We start from the raw sequence: 18,370 nt of genomic DNA, 5'->3' as shown, positions 1-18,370 counted from the left end.
CGCCCGCACGACCAGCGAACGGAGTGTCAACGACGTCTGACGGAGGGCGGCACCGAAAAATCCGGGGAAAAATATTCCGCTTTGCCCCCTTGGCGGCGGATCCTCTCATCCCGCTTTCACGGTCGCCTCATACGGTGGGGGCATGACGCAGGTGACTCCTCCCGGGTGGTACCCCGACCCCGGGCAGACGAACGACGGTCCGCCCACCGAGCGCTGGTGGGACGGCAAGGCATGGACGGACCAGACCCGCCCCGCCGGCACGGCCGCCGCGTGGGGTCCCCCGGGCGGGCCGGTGCCGGACGGCGGACCGCACCCGGCCCAGCCGGCGGGTCCGGCGCCCTCGGCTCCCGCCGGGTTCGGCGCCCATCCGGGGTATCCGGAACAGCAGGGGTATCCGGGCCGGCAGGAGTATCCGGCGCAGCCGGGCTATCCGGCGTATCCCGCCCCACCGCCCGCCCCCTCCCGGCGCCGGCTGCGCACGGGCATAGCCGTCGCGGTGACGGCCGCGGTACTGGCGAGCATCGGGGTCGGCGTGTACGCCCTCACCAAGGACGGCGGGGGCGGCGACGACCGCGCCGGGTCGCAGCAGGGGCCGGGCGGCGGCCAGGACGGCGGCCGGGGCGGACCGTTCGGCGGGCCCGGCGGCGGCTCGGGCGGGAACGGCGGCTCCGGCGGGAGTGGCGGCTCCGGCGGGGCCTCGCCGTCCCCGCGTCGGTCGGAGGCGCCGAAGGTCAAGGGCGGCGGCTCGGTGCCGGACCCGGTCAACGGCATCAGCCTGCCGGTACCGAAGGGCTGGACCGGACAGACGATCAGCGTCGGGGCGCAGGTGACCTCCGACGACGCCTACAAGTGCCCGGGCAACTCGGCCCAGACGTGCACCGCGGGCGGCGCCTACACGGCCCCGGCGGTGGCGCTGGGCATCGAGGACGACACGGCGGAGGAGGTCGCGAAGGCGGACATCGCCGCCAACGCCAAGCAGTCGTACGGCGGCACCACCTACGGCAGCATCACCTCGCACGAGGTGCTGGCCTCCGAGGCGGTGACGGTGGCCGGGCAGAAGGGCTACCTGGTGCGCTGGAAGGCGGTCACCAGCAAGGGGTCCGACGGCTATGTCGAGTCGGTCGCCTTCCCCTCCCCCAACGACGCCCGGCAGATCGTGGTGGTCCGCTTCGGCGTGGACGTCGGGCAGAAGCTGTCGGTCGTCGACGAGATCCTCAAGGGCATCAAGGTCTCGTCCGGCGGCGGGAGCGGCCAGGACGTCTGAGAGACGGATCGGCCGGGTGGGATTCCCCTCCGCTCAAGGGGAACCCCACCCGGCCGGGGGGTGCGCGCCGCCCCCGTCCCCACGGTGCGGCGCGGGCAGGTCACCGTCCAGTCATCCCGTGAACGGCGGCCTGGGTCTCATGTCAGTCCGAGCGAGGGCAGCACGGCGGCCTCCACGAAGCGGACGAGGTAGTCGGAGTCGGCGTAGTGGCCGTCGAGCACCGGCCGCACGCGCAGGACGCCGAACATCATGGCCGGGACGTACTCCAGCGCCGGGTGGCCCGCCCGGACCTCGCCCCGGGCCACGCCCCGGGCCAGGATCTCCTCCAGCGCGGCGATCTCCGGGTGCACCAGCGCCTCGCGCAGCGCCTGGGCCAGCTCCTGGTCCGCCGTCACCGCGTGCCCCAGCGCCTGGAGCAGCCGGGTGTCCTTGCCGGACCAGTCGCCGGCGGCCCGCGCGGCCTGGCGCAGGTCCTCGGCGAGCGATCCGGTGTCGATGCCGGCGAACTTCACCCGGCGGTTGGCGCGCAGTGCCGCCGCGACGAACTGCGGCTTGGTCTTCCACTGCCGGTAGAGCGTGGACTTGCTGCACCGGGTGCTGGCGGCGATGCCCTCCATGGTGACGGAGTCGTAGCCGCACTCCCGGATCTGTTCCAGCACGGCGTCGAAGAACTCCCGCTCACGCTCCGGCGTGATCTTGGAGCGGCGCGAGGCGACGACCGTGTCCGGTGCGTCCGCGGCCTGCGACGTCATGCGGTGCTTCCCCTCACTCGTGCTTGTTTCCCGTGGCTGCGCGGTGCCTGGTGCCCGCGCGTGGTTCCAGTGTGGCGCACATCAATCGATACGCAAGTGTACCGGTACCGGACCGTATCGGTACACTGGCGTATCGGTACGGCAACGTATCGATGAGTTCCGGTGCGGACCGGGGCTCGTCCGCACCACGACACGCACCACCGTCAGCGAGGGGGCCGGGGGATGAACGCCCGAACCGAGCCTGCGGAGACGGAGGCGGAACCGGGGACTCCGGCCCGTCCGTCTCTGATACGTGAGTTCCTGCTGGTCGCCGGGCTCTTCCTGGTCTACAAACTGGGCCGCCAACTGGCCACCGGCCACACCGCGGACGCCTTCCGCAACGCCCGGCACGTCTGGCACCTGGAGCGGAGCGTCCACCTCCCCGACGAGACCGCCGTGCAGTCCGCACTGCTGCACGGCGACACCCTGGTCCACCTGGCGAACACCTACTACGCGACCGTCCACTTCCCGGCCACGGTCGCCTTCCTGGTCTGGCTCTACCTGCGGCGGCCCGCGCACTACGTCTGGGCCCGACGAGTCCTCGCGGTCCTCACGACGGCCGCCCTCGTGCTGCCGTTCACGTTCCCGCTCGCCCCGCCGCGCATGCTGACCGGGACGGGCCTGGTCGACACCGCCCGGATCTACGGCCCCTCCGTGTACGGCCCGCCGTCCAGCGACCACCTCTCCAACCAGTTCGCGGCGATGCCCTCGCTGCACTTCGGCTGGGCGCTGATGGTGGCGATCGGCCTGATGGCCGCCACCCGGTCCCGCCGGCGCGGGCTGTGGCTGCTGCACCCGCTGATCACCCTGCTGGTGATCGTGGGCACGGCGAACCACTACTGGCTCGACGCGATCGTCGCCACGGCCATGCTCGGCCTCGCCCTCGCGGTCGTCCCTCCGCCACGGCCCACGGCCACCACGGCGGGACGCGGCACCGGCCTGCTGAAGCCGCGCGAGACCGTCCTGGCGGGAGCGGGCCGATGAGCGCCGCCGCACTGGCCGCCCTCGGCCTGTCCCTGGTGTCGGCCGTCGCCTACGCGCTCGCCGCCGTCGCCCAGGAACGGCTCGCCTCGCGCAGCGCCGGCACCGGCCTGCTGCGGCTGCTGGGCACCGGCGCCTGGTGGTCGGCGGTCGGACTGAACGCCGCCGCCGCGCTGCTGCACGTCGTCGCCCTGAAGTACGGCCCGCTGACCGTCGTACAGCCGCTGGGCGCGCTCACCCTGGTCGCCGCCGTGCCCCTGGGTGCGCGCGCGGCCGGCCGGCGGGTGAGCGCGCTGGAGTGGCGCGGTACGGCGCTCACGCTGCTCGGGCTCGCCGCGCTGCTGGTCACCGCCTCCGGCCCGGCGCCCGCCCGGGTGCTGTCGCTGACCGAGGCCCTGGTGGTCGCGGGTACGACCGCCGCCGCGATCGGCCTGCTGTCCCGGCCCGGCGCCCGGCCGGGCCTCAGGCACGCCACCGCGTCCGGCTTCGCCTCCGGGGTCGCCTCCGCGCTCACCCAGACGGTGACCGTGGCGGCGACGGACCGCTCGGGCCCGGTGCTGAGCACCGGGGTGATCGTGGTCGCCGTACTCGTCGCCGCGTTCGCCGTCGGCGGACTGCTGCTGTCCCAGACGGCCTATCGCGGCGGCCTCGGCGCCCCGCTGGCCGTGGTCACCCTCACCAACCCGGTGGCCGCCGCGGTGATCGGCCTGACGCTGCTGGGACAGGGCCTCCAGGGCGGTGCCGCCGGGGTGCTGCTGGCCCTGGCCGGCGCGGGGCTGGCCTCCTGGGGCGTGGTGCTGCTGACCCGGGCGGCCCCCGCGCCCGCCGGTCATGAGGAGGCCGGCGACGACGACGAGCACCCGGTGGCGGCCGTGCTGGCGCTGGAGCCGGGAACGGCGACCGCGGAGCCGGTGCTGCTGCCCCGGCAGCCGGAACAGCCGGGGCACCTCACGGCACTGTGACCACCCGGGCACACGGCGGCGGCCGGTGCGCGCGTTCCGCGGGCACCGGCCGCCGTCGCCGTGCTGCTTCCTGCTGTCCCGTGTGCCGGTCAGCCCCAGCCGCGCGCGTCCTGCTTGAGCGCGGTGTCCACCGTCAGCGCGGTGGCCACCACGAGGCTCAGCAGCGGTTCGGGCAGCTGGTAGTGGATTTGCAGGACGTAGTTGTCCGCCGTCGTGAACAGCGTCTTGGCGAGGCCTTCCCAGGTCTTGGTGATCCGGGCGACCTCGTTGTCGGCGTGGTCGACGATCGCGAAGTTCCAGGCCCGCCAGTTCTCCGCCTTGATCGCGCCGACCTGCTGGCCGTTCGCCGTCATCGCGAAGTTGATCTTCCCGATCATGTTCTTCTGGACGATCTCACCGACCGGCGAGCCGTCCGGGCGGGTCACGATCACCCGCGACTTGAAGATCTTCGCGGGCCGGGTCAGCAGCAGCTGCGGCTGGCCGTAGGCGTCGCGGATCTCCAGCTTGTGGGTGAGGAACTGGTCCAGGCTGGAGACGAAGCGCAGGATCTTGCGCAGCACGCCCTGGCCGACCTGGGTGACCGAGCCGATCTCCCGGCCGTTCTGATCCATGACCTTGTACTCGTTGGTCAGCTCGATCAGCTTGGCCTTCTGGTTCACGACCAGGACGGGCTCGGTGAAGAGGGTGCCCCCGCCGGGGCCGCCGGCCGCGACGCCGGCCTGCTGCTGCACCTGGCGCTGCACCCTGGCCTCACCGGCCTGCTGCTGCGGGAAGGCTGCCTGCTGCGGCGGAACCTGCCCGGCCTGCTGCTGGGCCGGGTTGGTGTGCTCGGTCCACTGCGCGCCGTCCCAGTAGCGGAGCGTCTGCGCCGCTCCGTGCGGATCCGGGTACCAGCCAGCAGGAGTGTTCGATTGCGTGGTCACCGGGGCACACTACCCTGATGTGACCGGTACCCGACCAGTCCGCACGGAGCGGTGTTCATCGCCCGTTCACCCCGTGACGATCGCCGGGTCGCTGACGCCGGGCCGCCCGTTCTCCACGTGCCCGGCGAAGCCGCGCAGGAAGGCCGGGTCGGCGTCGGAGGTCACGGTCAGGTCGTACCAGCGCTTGCTGGCCCCGAGCGCGACGGTGTGCCGCACGGTCGCGCCGGGCCGGACCGTCACCGTGACCGGCTTGCCGCCGTAGCCGTTGACCAGCTTCAGCTTCGCCGTGCCGGAGCCCTTGTTGGTGAAGGTGAGCTCGACGTCGTCACCCTTGTGCCGGGCGGTGACCTCGGGGCCGGCGGCCTTGTTGTGGCCCTTGAAGACGCGCAGGAAGCCGTTGGGGCCGTGCACGGCGAGGTCGTAGTCACCGCCGGAGTACGCCGAGTTCCAGGTGTCCGAGAGGGTCTTGCCGGCCTCCGTGGTGTACGTCCAGGGGCCGTCGGTACGGCTGTTGGACGTGACGAGGAAGACCGCCCCCGCGTGCGCCCCCGAGGCGAACGTGAGCGTGAACTTGCCGGCCGCGGTGTCCGCCGAGCCGTCGACCACCGGGGCGTACTTCAGCGGGCGGGTGGGCCGGCTGCCCCGCTCCTGCCGGGGAAGGGTGCCGTTCGCGGGAGGCTTGGGCACGTAGTCGGGGTGGCGGTCGTGGTCCTTGGGCTGGTAGCCGGCCGTGGAGGGCAGCACGACCCGCGCGGTGTCCTTGCGGGAGAAGTCGAAGGCGCTCGTCAGGTCGCCGCACACGGCCCGCCGCCAGGGCGAGATGTTCGGCTCCTGGACACCGAAACGTCGCTCGATGAACCGGATGATCGAGGTGTGGTCGAGGGTCTCCGAGCAGACGTACCCGCCCTTGCTCCAGGGGGAGACCACCAGCATCGGCACCCGCTGGCCGAGCCCGTAGGGGCCGGCGGCATGGCCGGCGTCGCCCTTGAACAGGTCCGGCGCGGGGTCGACCGTCGACTTGCCCTGGGCGGCCGAGGCCGGCGGGTAGGGCGGGATGACGTGGTCGAAGAAGCCGTCGTTCTCGTCGTAGGTGATGAACAGCGCGGTCTTCCCCCACACGTCGGGGTCGGAGGTGAGCGCGTCCAGGACCTGGGAGACGTACCAGGCGCCGTAGTTGGCGGGCCAGTTAGGGTGCTCGGTGAAGGCCTCGGGGGCGACGATCCAGGAGACCTGGGGCAGCTTGCCGCTCCGGACGTCCGCCTTCAACTGGTCGAAGAAGCCCTCGCCCTTGCGGGCGTCGGTGCCGGTGCGGGCCTTGTCGTACAGCGGGTCGCCGGGCTTGGCGTCGCGGTACTGGTTGAAGTACAGCAGCGAGTTGTCGCCGTAGTTGCCGCGGTAGGCGTCGTTGATCCAGCCCCAGCCGCCGGTCGCGTCGAGGCCGTCGCCGACGTCCTGGTAGATCTTCCAGGAGACCCCGGCCCGCTCCAGGCGCTCGGGGTACGTGGTCCAGCCGTAGCCCGCCTCGTCGTTGCCGAGGACCGGGCCGCCGCCCTTGCCGTCGTTGCCGGTGTAGCCCGTCCACATGTAGTAGCGGTTCGGGTCCGTGGAGCCGATGAACGAGCAGTGGTAGGCGTCGCAGACGGTGAAGGTGTCCGCGAGCGCGTAGTGGAAGGGGATGTCGTCGCGGGTGAGGTACGCCATCGTCGTGGCGGACTTGGCGGGCACCCACTTGTCATACTTTCCGCCGTTGAAGGCGGTGTGTCCGTCGTTCCAGCCGTGCGGGAGGTCCTGGATGAAGGCCAGGCCCAGGTCGTCGGCGTCCGGGTGGAAGGGCAGGATGTCCTTCGTGCCGTCGGACTGCTTCCAGACGGACCTGCCGTTCTGGGTGACCGGGCGGGGGTCGCCGAAGCCGCGGACTCCTCGCAGCGAACCGAAGTAGTGATCGAAGGAACGGTTCTCCTGCATGAGGACGACGATGTGCTCGACATCGTCCACCGATCCGGTGCGGTGGTGGGCGGGCAGGGCCGCCGCACGCTGGATGCTGCTGGACAGCGCCGTGAACGCCGTGGTGGCGCCCGCGATCTGGAGGAAGCGCCGCCGGTTGACTTCGGACATGGGTGAGGATCCTCTCATCCTGACGTACGCGATGCCGCCAGGTGACGGAATCCGCGCGGAGCGAGTGTTCCAAGAGCAGCAAACGTCAGGGAAGGGTGCGGTGGCGCCCACATGAAGTCGTGGAGACGGAAGGAACTCGGGTGCCGCCCGGCCTCTCGCCTGCCCCGGCTCCCGGTTCCGCGGGTGTGCGCGGGCGCCCCGGCCAGTCGTGCTGCCGGGGCGCCCGGTCCGGTCGGCAGGACGGGCCGGTCAGGACGTCTGGTACGCCTCCACCTCGCTGAACTGGCCCGCCGGCCAGCCCGTGTTGGCGGTGACGGTCAGGCGCAGGTAGCGCAGGTTGGTGCCGCTCGGCAGGGTCACGGTCGCGGTGTTGCCGGTGGCCGGGTCGAAGCGGTAGCCCTGCGCGCCCAGCACGGTCGAGTACCCGGAGCCGTCGGTGCTGCCGAGCACCGTGACGGTCTGGGTGCGGGCGCCCCAGGCCGAGGACGGCGGCAGCTTCAGCACCAGGCGGCGCACGGCGTAGGAGGAGCCGAGGTCGACCGTGAGGGACTGCGGGAAGGCGTTGTTGGTGGACTCCCAGTACGAGTTCGCGTCGCCGTCGACCGCCTTGCCGGGGGTGTAGACGTCCTGGGAGCCGGTCGCGGTGGCCGGACGGCCCTTGGCGAGGTTGCGGTTCGGGTCGGGCTCCGGGTTGCCCTGCCCCGGCTGCGGCCAGGTGGAGCAGTCCGACCAGGTGCCGGACCAGCCGGAGTTGCCGCCGCCGTCGGTGAGGGCGAAGGAGCCGGAGTTCGCCGGGTAGGGGCAGTTGTAGACGCCGGCCGCGCCGACCTGGGTGGCGGTGACGTTCTTGAAGGTCGCCGCGCCCTGCGCCTCGGCCTGGACCACGACCGTGCCGGTGTTCCGCACGGTCGCGCCGGTGACGTTGACGTTCCGCACCGGGTAGCCCTGCCCGCCGCCGGAGACGAACTCGAAGGCGCTGTACGGGCTGTCGGTGATCGTCGTGTTGGTGATGTTGACGGTCGCGTTGATGGCGCTGTCGTAGGAGTCGACGCGCAACGCGCCCATGGGGTGGTTCCAGTTGGGGTTCATCGCGCCGGTGCGCACCAACGTGTTGCCGTCGACCGTGATGGTGCCGGCGAGGGGGTGGAACGGGTCGAGGAACTTCTGGTTGGAGATGGCGATACCGCTGCCGAGGGCGTTGGTGTCGGAGATCAGGTTGTTGCGTACGGCGATGTCGGTGCCGCCGTAGATGGCGATGCCGTTGGCGAGGTTGGGCTGCGAGATCGTGTTGTTCTCGAAGCTGGAGTCGGTGTCCGGGGAGTACAGCGACCACATGGCGAGGGAGTCGTCGCCCTGGTTGCGCAGGAAGTTGTTGCGGACGCGGACGCCCTTCGCCGTGCCGTTGAGGTTGAGTCCGTCGGCGGTGGTGTCGAGGATGCGGTTGTTCTCCACCACCAGGTTGTCGTTGTTGCCCGTGAGCCACAGGCCGACCTTCAGGTGCTGGATCCACATGCCGGAGACCGAACTCCCGGGTCCCAGTGAGCCGTTGACGAAGTTGTCCGGGCTGGAGTCGACGCGTTCGGTGACCTCGCCGATGACCGCGAAGTCCTTGATGCGGACGTTGCCCGCCGAGCCGGACTGGTCGATGAAGCGGGAGGTGTGCACGACCGAGTACCAGCTGCCCGCGCCCTGGAGGGTCACGTTCTGTACGCCGCTGAGCGAGGACGTGATCCGGTAGTCGCCCGGCGGTATCCACACCGTGCCGCCCTGGGCGGCGGCGATGGCGTCCCGGAAGGCCTGGGTGGAGTCGCCGTTGCCGCTGGGGTCGGCGCCCTTGGAGACGACGGACACCGAACCGGCGGGCTGGCCGGCGGCCGGGGCGACCTGTTCGAAGTCGGCGACGTCGACGGTGACCTGGACGCCGGCCGCCTCCACGGCGACCTTGTCGCCGGCCTGGACGTTCTGCCCGAGCAGCAGCCGGGTGTTGTCGAAGAAGTGGTGCGTCCTGGCGCCGGGGATCCAGCCGGTGTCGACGTAGGAGTACTTGGAGGTCACCGGGAGGGTCTTGGCGAGCCTGGTGCCGTTGACGTACACGTTCGGGGCGCCGGACTGGCCGTCCGGCACGCTGTAGGCGATGTTCACCGCGTTGGAGGCGCGTGGCACGGTGAACTCCACCCGCTGCCCGGGGGACAGCCGGACGGCCTGCCGGCCGGAGGCCTCCGAGGCGAGGCTGCCCTGCGTGTAGTCCGGGCCGATCTTCGTGCCGTTGCCGGTCGCCGACTCGGCCTCCACGGAAGTGAAGGGGAGGGTGGCGCCCGCGGCGGCGTGGGCGGCCGGGGCGATGCTGACGAGCATGCCCGCGGCGAGGGCGACGACCGCCCCGACGGCGGGCATGCGCCGGAGGTGTCCGACGGTGCTGCTGTGCATGTGCTGATCCCTTCGTGGTGGGGGTGCGTGGGATAGCAAGGTGCGTACGGGCGCGGCTCAGGCGCGCAGCCAGGCCGCCGTGTCCCGCGGCAGCCGGCCCGTGTCGTCCAGCGGGCCGCTGCTGAGCAGGAGCCGGGAGTGCGCGGGCAGGTCGACGGGCGTGGCCGCGAGGTTGACCACGCACAGCGCGTCCGCGCGGGAGAAGGCGAGCACGCCGTCGGGGGCGGGCAGCCAGGTCAGGGGGCCGTCGCCGAACTCCGGGCGCAGCGCGATGGCCTCGCGGTAGAGGGTGAGCGGGGAGTGGGGGTCGCGCTGCTGCCGGTCGACCGCGTACGAGGGCCAGTCGGCCGGCTGCGGCAGCCAGGGCTCGTCGCGGGAACCGAAGCCCGCGTGCGGCAGGCCGGCGGCCCAGGGCAGCGGCACCCGGCAGCCGTCGCGGCCGGGGTCGGCGCCCCGCGAGCGGAAGTACATCGGGTCCTGGATGCGGTCGGCCGGGATCTCGGCCTCCGGCAGGCCCAGCTCCTCGCCCTGGTAGAGGTACACCGACCCGGGCAGCGCGAGGGACAGCAGGGCGGCGGCCCGCGCCCGCCGGGTGCCGAGCGCCAGGTCGGTGGGGGTGCCGAAGGCCTTGGTGGCGAAGTCGAAGGCGGTGTCCTCGCGGCCGTACCGGGTGACCGTGCGGGTGACGTCGTGGTTGCACAGCACCCAGGTGGCCGGGGCGCCGACGGGGGCGTGCTCGGCGAGGGTGGTGTCGATGGAGGCGCGCAGCCGGCCGGCGTCCCAGGGGCAGGACAGGAAGGAGAAGTTGAAGGCGGTGTGGAGTTCGTCGGGGCGCAGGTAGCGGGCGAAGCGCTCGGGGTCGGGGAGCCAGACCTCGCCGACGAACACACCGCCGTACTCGTCGGCGATCCGGCGCCAGGAGCGGTAGATGTCATGGAGTTCGTCGCGGTCGACGAACGGGTGCGGCTCCGGGTGCGTGGCGAGGTCGGGGAGGCCTGGGTCCTTGGCGAGGAGGGCCGCCGAGTCGATGCGGACGCCGGCGACGCCCCGCTCGAACCAGAAGCGCAGGATGTCCTCGTGCTCCTGGCGGACCGCCGGGTGCGCCCAGTTGAGGTCGGGCTGTTCGGGGGTGAACAGGTGCAGGTACCAGTCGCCGTCGGGCAGCCGGGTCCACACCGGGTCGGTGGAGCCGACGAACTGGGACGGCCAGTCGTTCGGCGGGAGTTCACCGTGCGCGCCGCGTCCGGGCCGGAAGTGGAACAGCTCGCGCTCGGGGCTGCCCGGCCCGGCGGCGACCGCGGCCCGGAACCAGGGGTGCTGGTCGGAGACGTGGTTGGGCACGATGTCGACGATGGTCCGGATGCCCAGCTCACGGGCCTCGGCGATGAGTTTCTCGGCCTCGGCCAGGGTGCCGAAGGCCGGGTCGATGGCCCGGTAGTCGGCGACGTCGTAGCCGCCGTCCTTCAGCGGAGACACGTACCACGGCGTGAACCACAGGGCGTCCACGCCGAGTCCGGCGAGGTACGGCAGCCGGGCGCGGACGCCCGCGAGGTCGCCGGTGCCGTCGCCGTCGCCGTCCGCGAAGCTGCGGACGTACACCTGGTAGATGACGGCCGAGCGCCACCAGTCAGGGTCCTTCCGGGCATGGCTGGGCTGTCCCACTGGGCTTGCCTTTCTGTAGACGGGGGCGGCGGCGTCAGCCCTTGGTGCTGCCCGCGCTGATCCCGGCGATGATGTGCCGCTGGAAGACGAGGAACAGCGCCACCATCGGGATGCTGGCGATCACCATCGCGGCGATGAGCACGGTGAGCTGGATGTTCTGCGACAGCTGGACCAGGGCGACGCTGATCGGCTGCTTGCCGGTGTCGGAGAAGACCATCAGCGGCCACAGGAAGTCTTGCCAGACGGCGACCAGCGCGAAGATCGACACCACGCCGAGCACCGGCCGGGACATGGGCAGGACGACGGACCACAGGATGCGGAGCTTGCCGGCGCCGTCGATCTCGGCGGCCTCCAGGACATCGCGCGGCAGCTGATCGAAGAACCGTTTGAGCAGGTAGAGGTTGAAGGCGTTGGCGACGGCCGGCAGCCAGATGGCGAGGGGGTCGTTGAGCAGGCTGGTGTGGATCAGCGGCAGGTCGGCGACGGTCAGGTACTTCGGGACGACCAGCGCCTGCGCCGGGACCATGAGCGTGGCGAGGATGCCGCCGAGGACCACCTTGCCGAAGGCGGGCTTCAGCTTGGACAGGGAGTAGGCGGCGGCCGTGCAGAACACCAGCTGGAAGGCCCAGGCGCCGGCCGCCTGGACGAGCGTGTTCCCCAAGTGCCGGGGCAGCTCCATGAGGTCCCAGGCGTCGGTGTAGCCGCTGAGGTGCCAGTGCTCGGGAAGCAGCGTCGGCGGGGTCCGGGCCACTTCGTCCGGGGACTTCAGGGCGCCGGTCGCCATCCAGTACACGGGGAAGAGGAAGGCGAGCGCGAAGAGGACGACGACGGCCGTGAACACCGTCCAGTAGAGGGCCTTGCCGCGCGGGCGGGCGAGGGTGGCCGGGGAGATCAGGGTGCGGGTGCCGGTGGTCATGCGTCCCCCTCGGAGCGGGTGAGCCGCAGATAGACCGCGGAGAAGGCGCCGAGCAGCAGCAGGAGCATCACGCTGAGGGCGCAGGCGCCGCCGAAGTCGTTGTAGAGGAAGGCGTACTTGTAGATGAGGTACAGCACGGTGACGGTGGCGTTCTCCGGGCCGCCGCCGGTGATGACGAACGGTTCGGTGAACACCTGCATGGTGGCGATGATCTGGAGGAGCATCAGCATCAGCATCACGAACCGGGTCTGCGGGACCGTGACGTGCCGGACGCGCTGGAGGAGGTTCGCGCCGTCCAGTTCGGCCGCCTCGTACAGCTCGCCGGGGATGGACTGGAGGGCGGCCAGGTAGATGAGGACGGTGCCGCCCATGTTGGCCCACGTGGCGACGATGACCAGGGAGATCAGCGCGGTGTCGGTGCCGTTGGACCAGTTCGAGGTGGGCAGGTGCAGGAAGCGCAGCGCCTCGTTGGCGAGGCCGGCTCCGGGGTCGTAGAACCACTTCCACAGCAGGGCGCTGACCACCGGCGGGATCATCACCGGCAGGTAGACCACGACCCGGAAGAAGGCCTTGGCGTGCCGCAGCTCGTTGAGCACCAGGGCGAGGACGAAGGGGATCGCGAAGCCGATCAGGAGGGCCAGCAGGGTGAACGTGAGGGTGTTGCGCCAGGCGGCCGTGAACTCGGGGTCGTGCAGGACCCGGGTGAAGTTGGCGGTGCCGATCCACTCGGGCGGGGAGCCCGGGGTGTACTTCTGGAAGGCGATGACGACCGCGCGGATCGCCGGGTACCAGGAGAACAGGGCGAAGCAGAGCAGTCCGCCGAGGAGGAAGCCGTAGGCGCGGAGCTGGTCGGTGAGGCGGCGCCGCCTCCGGTCCCCTGCCGGGGGCGGCGCCGGGACCGGGGGGACGGCGGTGTGCGCCGGGAGCCGTCGCTCGGCCGTCTTCGTCATGGCGGTCAGCTCCGGGCCAGAATGCTGTCGATCTTGCCGGACGCCTCCTTGAGGAGCTGGTCGATGTCGGCGTCCTTCTTGGTCAGGACGGCGGAGACGGTGCCGTCGAGGACGGAGTAGATCTGCTGGGCGTGCGGCGGCTCGATCTTCAGCTGGAGCTTGTGGTTGCCGTCGAGGAACGCCTGGTAGTTCTCCACCGGGACGTTGGCGTTGGCCTTCTTCACCCGCTGGTCGGTGGCGTCGGCGGCGCCGGTGAACAGGCGCGGCTCGGGCAGGCCGACGGGGGCGTCGTGCTTCTTGGCGCGCGCGTAGTCGCCGAGGAAGCCCTTGCCGGGGGTGAGGAACATGTGGTCGAGCCACTTCAGGCCGGCGCGGATCTGGGCGGGCGTGGCCTTCCTGTTGAACATGTAGCCGTCGCCGCCGATGAGGGTGCCCTTGCCGCCCGGCATGGGGGCCAGGGCGAGGTCCTTGTAGTTTCCGCCCTTCTCCTTGACGAGGATCGGGATGTTGTCGGGGGCGGCGAGGTACATGCCGAGTTTGCCCGAACCCATCATCTGCTGCGCGTCGTTGATGACGAGGAGCTGCTTGCTGCCCATGGAGTCGTCGGTCCACCGCATGTCGTGCAGGTTCTCCAGGACGGCGCGCCCCTCGGGGGTGTCGATGGTGGCCTTCTTGCCGTCCGCGCTGACGACGTCGCCGCCCTGGGAGTACAGCTCGGCCGTGAAGTGCCAGCCGCCCTGGTTCTGCGCGCTGTAGTCGGCGTAGCCGACGGTGCCGTCGCCGAGGGCGGCGATCCTCTTGGCGGCGGCACGGACCTCGTCCCAGGTCGCCGGGGGCTTGTCGGGATCCAGGCCGGCCTTCTGGAAGAGCGCGCGGTTGTAGACCAGCCCCATGGAGTACCCGGTGCGCGGGATGCCGTAGACCTTCCCGTCGACGGTGTAGATGTCCCGCAGCTGCTTCTGGATGCTGTCGTAGTCCTTAAGTTCCCTGAGTTCCTTGAGGTACGGGGTGAGGTCGGCGGCCTGGCGGACGTCGACGACGTGCCGGGCGTCCGTGAAGTACGTGTAGAACACGTCCTCCATCTGGCCGCCGGCGAGCTTGGCGTCGAAGGTCTTCGGGTCCTGGCAGGGGAAGGCGTCGTGCGCGACGACGTCGACGTCCGGGTTGGCCTCCTCGAAGGCCGCGATGTCCGCCTCGAAGAAGGAGCGGTCGAGCTTGGCACTCCTCGGCGGTTCGCAGTTGACGGTGATGCGGGTCTTGCCGCTCGCCGAACCGTCGTCACCGGACCCGCAGGCGGTGGCGGCGAGGGCGAGGGAGGAACAGACGCCGATCGCGAGGACGGCACGGCGGAACCCGGTGTGTCTCATCGGTGGACCCCTCATGGCACTCAAGGCAGGAGCGGTGGGCGTCGCACACTCAAGCACCGCCGACATCGGTCCGCAAGATGTCGCGCGGAATCTGCAATTGTTCGACAGTGAGCTGGATCTTCCGGAGCTCAGTCGCGCGGGGCTTGCGCGGTGGAGCCGCGCACCACCAGCTCCGGCTCGAACAGCAGCTCCTCGGCGGGTACGACGGTGCCCCCGATCTGCGCGTTCAGCAGCTCCACGGCCGCGCGCCCCATGGCCTCGATGGGCTGGCGGACGGTGGTCAGCGGGGGCTCGGTGCAGTTCATGAACGCCGAGTCGTCGTAGCCGACGACCGAGATCCGGCCCGGGACGTCGTACCCCTTGCGGCGCGCCGCCCGGACGGCGCCGAGCGCCAGCGGGTCCGAGGCGCAGATGATGCCGGTGACGCCCCGGTCGATCAGGCGTGCGGCGGCGGCGTGGCCGCCCTCGATGGAGAAGATGGCCCGCGCGACGAACTCGTCCGGCAGCCCGCCGGCGATCGCCCGGGCGGCGGCCAGCTTGCGCGCCGACGGCACGTGGTCGCCGGGGCCGAGCACCAGCCCGATGCGCTCGTGGCCGAGGGAGGCCAGGTGGCGCCAGGCCTGCTCGACAGCGACGGCGTCGTCGCAGGACACACCGGGGAAACCGAGGTGGTCGATGGCCGCGTTGACCAGCACGACCGGGATGTTGCGCTCGGCGAGCAGCCGGTAGTGGTCGTGCGGCGCGTCGGCCTGGGCGTACAGGCCGCCGGCGAACACGACGCCGGAGACCTGCTGCTGGAGCAGCAGCTCGACGTAGTCCGCCTCCGACACGCCGCCCTTGGTCTGGGTGCACAGCACCGGGGTCAGCCCCAGCTGGGCCAGGGCACCGCCGATGACTTCGGCGAACGCCGGGAAGATGGGGTTCTGCAACTCGGGCAGGACGAGACCGACGAGCCGGGCGCGCTCACCGCGCAGCTGGGTGGGGCGCTCGTAGCCGAGGACGTCGAGAGCGGTCAGCACCGCCTGCCGGGTGGCTTCGGAGACTCCGGGCTTGCCGTTGAGGACCCGGCTGACCGTGGCCTCACTGACCCCGACCTTCTTCGCCACTTCCGCAAGTCGTCGCGTCATGCGCGCAAGAGTAGCGCAAACGATGCAAGCGGCTTGCGTCGACGACGCGCACAAGGAGCCGGAGATCCACGTGAGGAGTCGGGGGTGCGCGAGAGGAGTCGGGGGTGCGCGGAAGAGGCCGGGGGTGCGCACGGTAGGGACCGGGGATGCGCGCGGAAGGGACCGGGGGGCGCCGGGGCGGTGACGCGCCGAAGGAGCCGGGGGCTGCGCAAGGGGTCGGGGTCCACGCCGGGAGCCGTGGGGAGCGCACGGAGTCGGCCGTGCACCGAAGGAACCAGGAACCGCGCAGCGAGCCGCGGGGCGCGCAAGGCGTCGAGATCCACGCCAGCAACCGTGGGGAGCGCAAGGCGTCGGGATCCACGCCAGCAACCGTGGAGGCCGTGCGGAATCGGCCGCGCACCGAAAGAGCCGGGGACCGCCCCCGGATTCGGGGTGGGCGACGGCCGTACCGCTCGGCTCCCACGGGGAGCCCGTGTGCCGGCCCGGCGCCGTCGGCGACCTGAACGCCGGCGGTGCCGGGTCAGTCCTCCGTGGACGGCACGACCGTCAGGTGCGAGGCGGCGTCCCGCGGGCGGCGCGGGCGGCGCACCGGCACGGCGGGCCGGCGGGGATCGCGCAGGACCATCGTCAGACGCCGGTAGCCCAGTTCCCGCAGCGGCTGCGGGATCTCCTCGACGATGCGGCACTCGGTGCGCCCGCGCCGCGGGTCCGGGTGGTGCAGGAGGCGTACGGCGCCGTCGAGGCGGGTCGCGGCCTCGCCGACGGCCCGTATCCAGTGCGGCAGGCCCTGCCGGTACGCGGCTTCCATGATCGGGTCCTGGGCGATCTCCCGGCGGACCGCCTGGAGTTCGTGGTCGTGCCCGTGGGTCTCCAGGGCGGTGCGGAGCTGGGCCAGCATCGGCAGGCACCAGCCGGGCTCGTGCTCGCCGAGGACCTCGCCGGCGTCGGGGTGGAAGAGCACGAACCGGAGGAAGTTCTCCCCCGGCATGGCCGTGGGGTGGGGGCGCACCCCGTGGAAAAGTGTCTCGAACGCGCTGTTGGCCATGACCACGTTCCAGTGGTGGTCGACGACCAGGGACGGGCAGGACTGCGACTCCAGCAGCGTTCCGTAGTCCTGGAGGTACGCCTGGATCTCGCAGGTGTCGGGGACGGGCCGCGGTGCCGGCCGCTGCCCTCCTGCCTGATATGCCATCGGGAGGTCACCCCTCTTGCCTCTGCGGCCTTTCTCGCGGCCATGCGATCCTGCTGCCCAGGCAAGAGCCATGTCAACTATCGTGGCATTTCGTGCCGGTCGACGGCTGAAATTCGCCACAGTTGTGGCGACACCTGGATGTGAGTTCGAGACACCCGCTACTCTCCGGGAAGTTCACGCCGATCGCTCGTGAGAAGCACGGACGCATCTGAAGCCCTCTAGAGACGTAGGAGTTCTGTCGGTGACGGATGGCTACGAGGATCCGGGCGCCTCGGCGACCGCCCAGCTGCCGGCCGTCGTCGCCCGCGTCACCGCGCTCGCCGACCGCCTCGGCGTCCCGCACGCCGAGGTCTTCGACGTGGGGCGGCTCTCGACCGCCTGCGGGGTGCCGGAGCCGGTGGTCAAGGCCCTGCTCAGCGGTCGGCCCGCGGGCGAGCCGGACGTCCAGGCCCGCTTCCTGCAACGCCTGGACCTGCTGCGCCGTACCCGGCTGAAGCCGGGCGGACGCCGGTACACCCAGCAGGAGATCGCCGACGGCGCGGGCATGTCACGGCAGCAGGCCGGCGCCCTCATCAACGGCGACCGGCGGCCCACCATGGAGCACTGCGACGCCCTCCAGCGCTTCTTCCGGGTGCACGCCGGCTTCCTCACCGCGGAGGACCCCGAGGCGCTGGCGGGGGCGCTGCAACGCACCGAGCAGGAGCTGTTGCAGAAGCTCGCGGACCGGGAGCGGGCCGCCGCCGAGGACCTGGAGGATCCGCTGGAGCGGCTGTTGCAGGACCACGGCGTGCGCGGAATCGCCTGGCGCGCCGCGCAGTTGCCCACCGACCAGCACCGGGACAAGGTCGCTGAGTGGCTCGACATGCTCCTGGAGAGCGTCAAGCGGCCCGAGTCGTGAGCCGGGGGAGAACTGTGGGCATCGGCAGGGACATGCGCCGGCTGTGCAACGAACTGGTGGGCGGGCTCACGCTGCCCGTGCCCGCGCCTCCGGATGAGCTGTACCGCGCGCTGTGCGAGGCGATGAGCCACCGGCGCGGGCGTGCGGTGCACTTCCGCACGGCCGCCTTCCCGCCCGGCACGGCCAGCGGGCTGTGGCTGGACCTGACCGACCGGGACGTCGTCGTGGTGGAGGAACGCACCGCCCCCGAACACCAGTTGGTGATCCTGGGCCACGAGCTGTGGCACATGCAGGCCGACCACTGCGGGCTCCACACGGACGGCGTCGGCACCGCGACCCGGCTGCTGAGCGACCACACCGACCGGGAAGCGCTCCAGGCGGCGGTGCAACGCGTCGCGGCCCGCAGCCGCTTCGACGTCGCCGAGGAGCGGGACGCCGAGACGTTCGGGCTGCTGCTGGCCAGCAAGTGCCGCACCTGGCTGGCCGGTTCGGGGTTGCGCGGGCCGGCGCAGCGGGACGGCGTGGCCGGCCGCATCGAGGCGTCGCTGGGGTACCCGGGTCCGCAGGGCTGAACCGGACCGGGGTCGCCGGGCGGCCGGCCCTGTGGCACTCCGAGCGCGCCCGGCGCCGTACGGCGGGAAGCCGACGCCGCACCGCACGGGAGCCAGGTGTGCCGTGCGGAAGTTGAGAAACGTTTCGTCGGGTCGGGCGGCACGTCGTGCGGGGTGATCGGGGCGGTTCCGCCTCGGCTAAGCGGGCTAACCGGCGCGGAGCCGGGCGGCGTTGTCAGTGGTG

Annotated in this window: 15 protein-coding genes; 5 read left to right on the top strand and 10 right to left on the bottom strand. The window is 71.7% G+C overall.

The features are described 5' to 3' along the window. Positions 1–142 precede the first annotated feature (142 nt). Positions 143–1,264, top strand: coding sequence for a DUF2510 domain-containing protein (locus IE294_RS17425; protein WP_189887014.1), 1,122 nt, complete (start codon positions 143–145; stop codon positions 1,262–1,264). Between the two features lie 137 nt (positions 1,265–1,401). Here IE294_RS17425 and IE294_RS17420 read toward each other — a convergent pair whose 3' ends face one another. Beyond that, complete coding sequence (locus IE294_RS17420; protein WP_189887012.1) at positions 1,402–2,016, bottom strand: TetR/AcrR family transcriptional regulator; 615 nt, start codon at positions 2,014–2,016, stop codon at positions 1,402–1,404. Positions 2,017–2,238: 222 nt separating this feature from the next. Between IE294_RS17420 and IE294_RS17415 the strand changes: the two genes are divergently transcribed. Both IE294_RS17415 and IE294_RS17410 read left to right on the top strand, forming a co-directional pair. Then, a complete protein-coding gene (locus IE294_RS17415) occupies positions 2,239–3,039 on the top strand; it encodes a phosphatase PAP2 family protein (RefSeq protein ID WP_189887009.1) in 801 nt (266 codons plus the stop codon). Beyond that, positions 3,036–3,998: a hypothetical protein gene (locus tag IE294_RS17410; protein ID WP_189887007.1), complete on the top strand. Its 963-nt coding sequence runs from the start codon at positions 3,036–3,038 to the stop codon at positions 3,996–3,998. The genes IE294_RS17415 and IE294_RS17410 overlap by 4 nt, the downstream gene beginning before the upstream one ends. 89 nt (positions 3,999–4,087) lie before the next feature. Here IE294_RS17410 and IE294_RS17405 read toward each other — a convergent pair whose 3' ends face one another. From IE294_RS17405 to IE294_RS17365, 9 genes are all read right to left on the bottom strand, one after another. Beyond that, complete coding sequence (locus tag IE294_RS17405; protein WP_189887005.1) at positions 4,088–4,921, bottom strand: LURP-one-related family protein; 834 nt, start codon at positions 4,919–4,921, stop codon at positions 4,088–4,090. Positions 4,922–4,987: 66 nt separating this feature from the next. Continuing rightward, entirely contained in the window at positions 4,988–7,036 is a 2,049-nt protein-coding gene (locus IE294_RS17400) for a phosphocholine-specific phospholipase C (RefSeq protein ID WP_189887003.1), read from the bottom strand. 249 nt (positions 7,037–7,285) lie between these two features. After that, complete coding sequence (locus tag IE294_RS17395; RefSeq protein ID WP_189887001.1) at positions 7,286–9,463, bottom strand: discoidin domain-containing protein; 2,178 nt, start codon at positions 9,461–9,463, stop codon at positions 7,286–7,288. Positions 9,464–9,520: 57 nt separating this feature from the next. Next, entirely contained in the window at positions 9,521–11,125 is a 1,605-nt protein-coding gene (locus IE294_RS17390; RefSeq protein WP_189886999.1) for a glycoside hydrolase family 13 protein, read from the bottom strand. A gap of 34 nt (positions 11,126–11,159) precedes the next feature. Further along, entirely contained in the window at positions 11,160–12,041 is an 882-nt protein-coding gene (locus IE294_RS17385; RefSeq protein ID WP_014676145.1) for a carbohydrate ABC transporter permease, read from the bottom strand. Next, positions 12,038–12,991, bottom strand: a complete 954-nt coding sequence (locus tag IE294_RS17380; protein ID WP_189886997.1) for a carbohydrate ABC transporter permease — start codon at positions 12,989–12,991, stop codon at positions 12,038–12,040. Before IE294_RS17380 ends, IE294_RS17385 begins: the two co-directional genes overlap by 4 nt. A gap of 5 nt (positions 12,992–12,996) precedes the next feature. Continuing rightward, entirely contained in the window at positions 12,997–14,358 is a 1,362-nt protein-coding gene (locus IE294_RS17375) for an ABC transporter substrate-binding protein (RefSeq protein WP_189886995.1), read from the bottom strand. Positions 14,359–14,486: 128 nt separating this feature from the next. Further along, positions 14,487–15,485: a LacI family DNA-binding transcriptional regulator gene (locus IE294_RS17370; protein ID WP_189886993.1), complete on the bottom strand. Its 999-nt coding sequence runs from the start codon at positions 15,483–15,485 to the stop codon at positions 14,487–14,489. Between the two features lie 520 nt (positions 15,486–16,005). Beyond that, positions 16,006–16,677 carry an MmyB family transcriptional regulator gene (locus IE294_RS17365; protein WP_189886991.1) on the bottom strand — a complete coding sequence of 224 codons (672 nt, stop codon included), beginning with the start codon at positions 16,675–16,677 and terminating at the stop codon, positions 16,006–16,008. 241 nt (positions 16,678–16,918) lie between these two features. On the opposite strand from IE294_RS17365, the gene IE294_RS17360 reads away from it, so the two are divergent. Further along, positions 16,919–17,575 (top strand): helix-turn-helix domain-containing protein, encoded by a 657-nt coding sequence (locus IE294_RS17360; RefSeq protein ID WP_189815780.1) that lies wholly within the window; start codon positions 16,919–16,921, stop codon positions 17,573–17,575. Between the two features lie 14 nt (positions 17,576–17,589). Beyond that, positions 17,590–18,147 carry a toxin-antitoxin system, toxin component gene (locus IE294_RS17355; RefSeq protein ID WP_189886989.1) on the top strand — a complete coding sequence of 186 codons (558 nt, stop codon included), beginning with the start codon at positions 17,590–17,592 and terminating at the stop codon, positions 18,145–18,147. The last annotated feature ends 223 nt before the right edge of the window (positions 18,148–18,370 follow it).

The organism is Streptomyces canarius (assembly GCF_014650735.1).
Lineage (GTDB): Bacteria > Actinomycetota > Actinomycetes > Streptomycetales > Streptomycetaceae > Streptomyces > Streptomyces olivaceoviridis.
The sequence above is the reverse complement of the archived record's forward strand: the minus strand, read 5'-3'. Positions and strand labels throughout refer to the sequence as shown.

Bases quoted from the DNA above. Each gene is read 5' to 3' on its own strand.
- IE294_RS17385 (WP_014676145.1), bottom strand. From the start codon at position 12,041: ATGACCACCGGCACCCGCACCCTGATCTCCCCGGCCACCCTCGCCCGC.
- IE294_RS17400 (WP_189887003.1), bottom strand. From the start codon at position 7,036: ATGTCCGAAGTCAACCGGCGGCGCTTCCTCCAGATCGCGGGCGCCACC.
- IE294_RS17365 (WP_189886991.1), bottom strand. From the start codon at position 16,677: ATGGCATATCAGGCAGGAGGGCAGCGGCCGGCACCGCGGCCCGTCCCC.
- IE294_RS17420 (WP_189887012.1), bottom strand. From the start codon at position 2,016: ATGACGTCGCAGGCCGCGGACGCACCGGACACGGTCGTCGCCTCGCGC.
- IE294_RS17370 (WP_189886993.1), bottom strand. From the start codon at position 15,485: ATGACGCGACGACTTGCGGAAGTGGCGAAGAAGGTCGGGGTCAGTGAG.
- IE294_RS17415 (WP_189887009.1), top strand. From the start codon at position 2,239: ATGAACGCCCGAACCGAGCCTGCGGAGACGGAGGCGGAACCGGGGACT.
- IE294_RS17410 (WP_189887007.1), top strand. From the start codon at position 3,036: ATGAGCGCCGCCGCACTGGCCGCCCTCGGCCTGTCCCTGGTGTCGGCC.
- IE294_RS17375 (WP_189886995.1), bottom strand. From the start codon at position 14,358: ATGAGACACACCGGGTTCCGCCGTGCCGTCCTCGCGATCGGCGTCTGT.
- IE294_RS17380 (WP_189886997.1), bottom strand. From the start codon at position 12,991: ATGACGAAGACGGCCGAGCGACGGCTCCCGGCGCACACCGCCGTCCCC.
- IE294_RS17395 (WP_189887001.1), bottom strand. From the start codon at position 9,463: ATGCACAGCAGCACCGTCGGACACCTCCGGCGCATGCCCGCCGTCGGG.
- IE294_RS17425 (WP_189887014.1), top strand. From the start codon at position 143: ATGACGCAGGTGACTCCTCCCGGGTGGTACCCCGACCCCGGGCAGACG.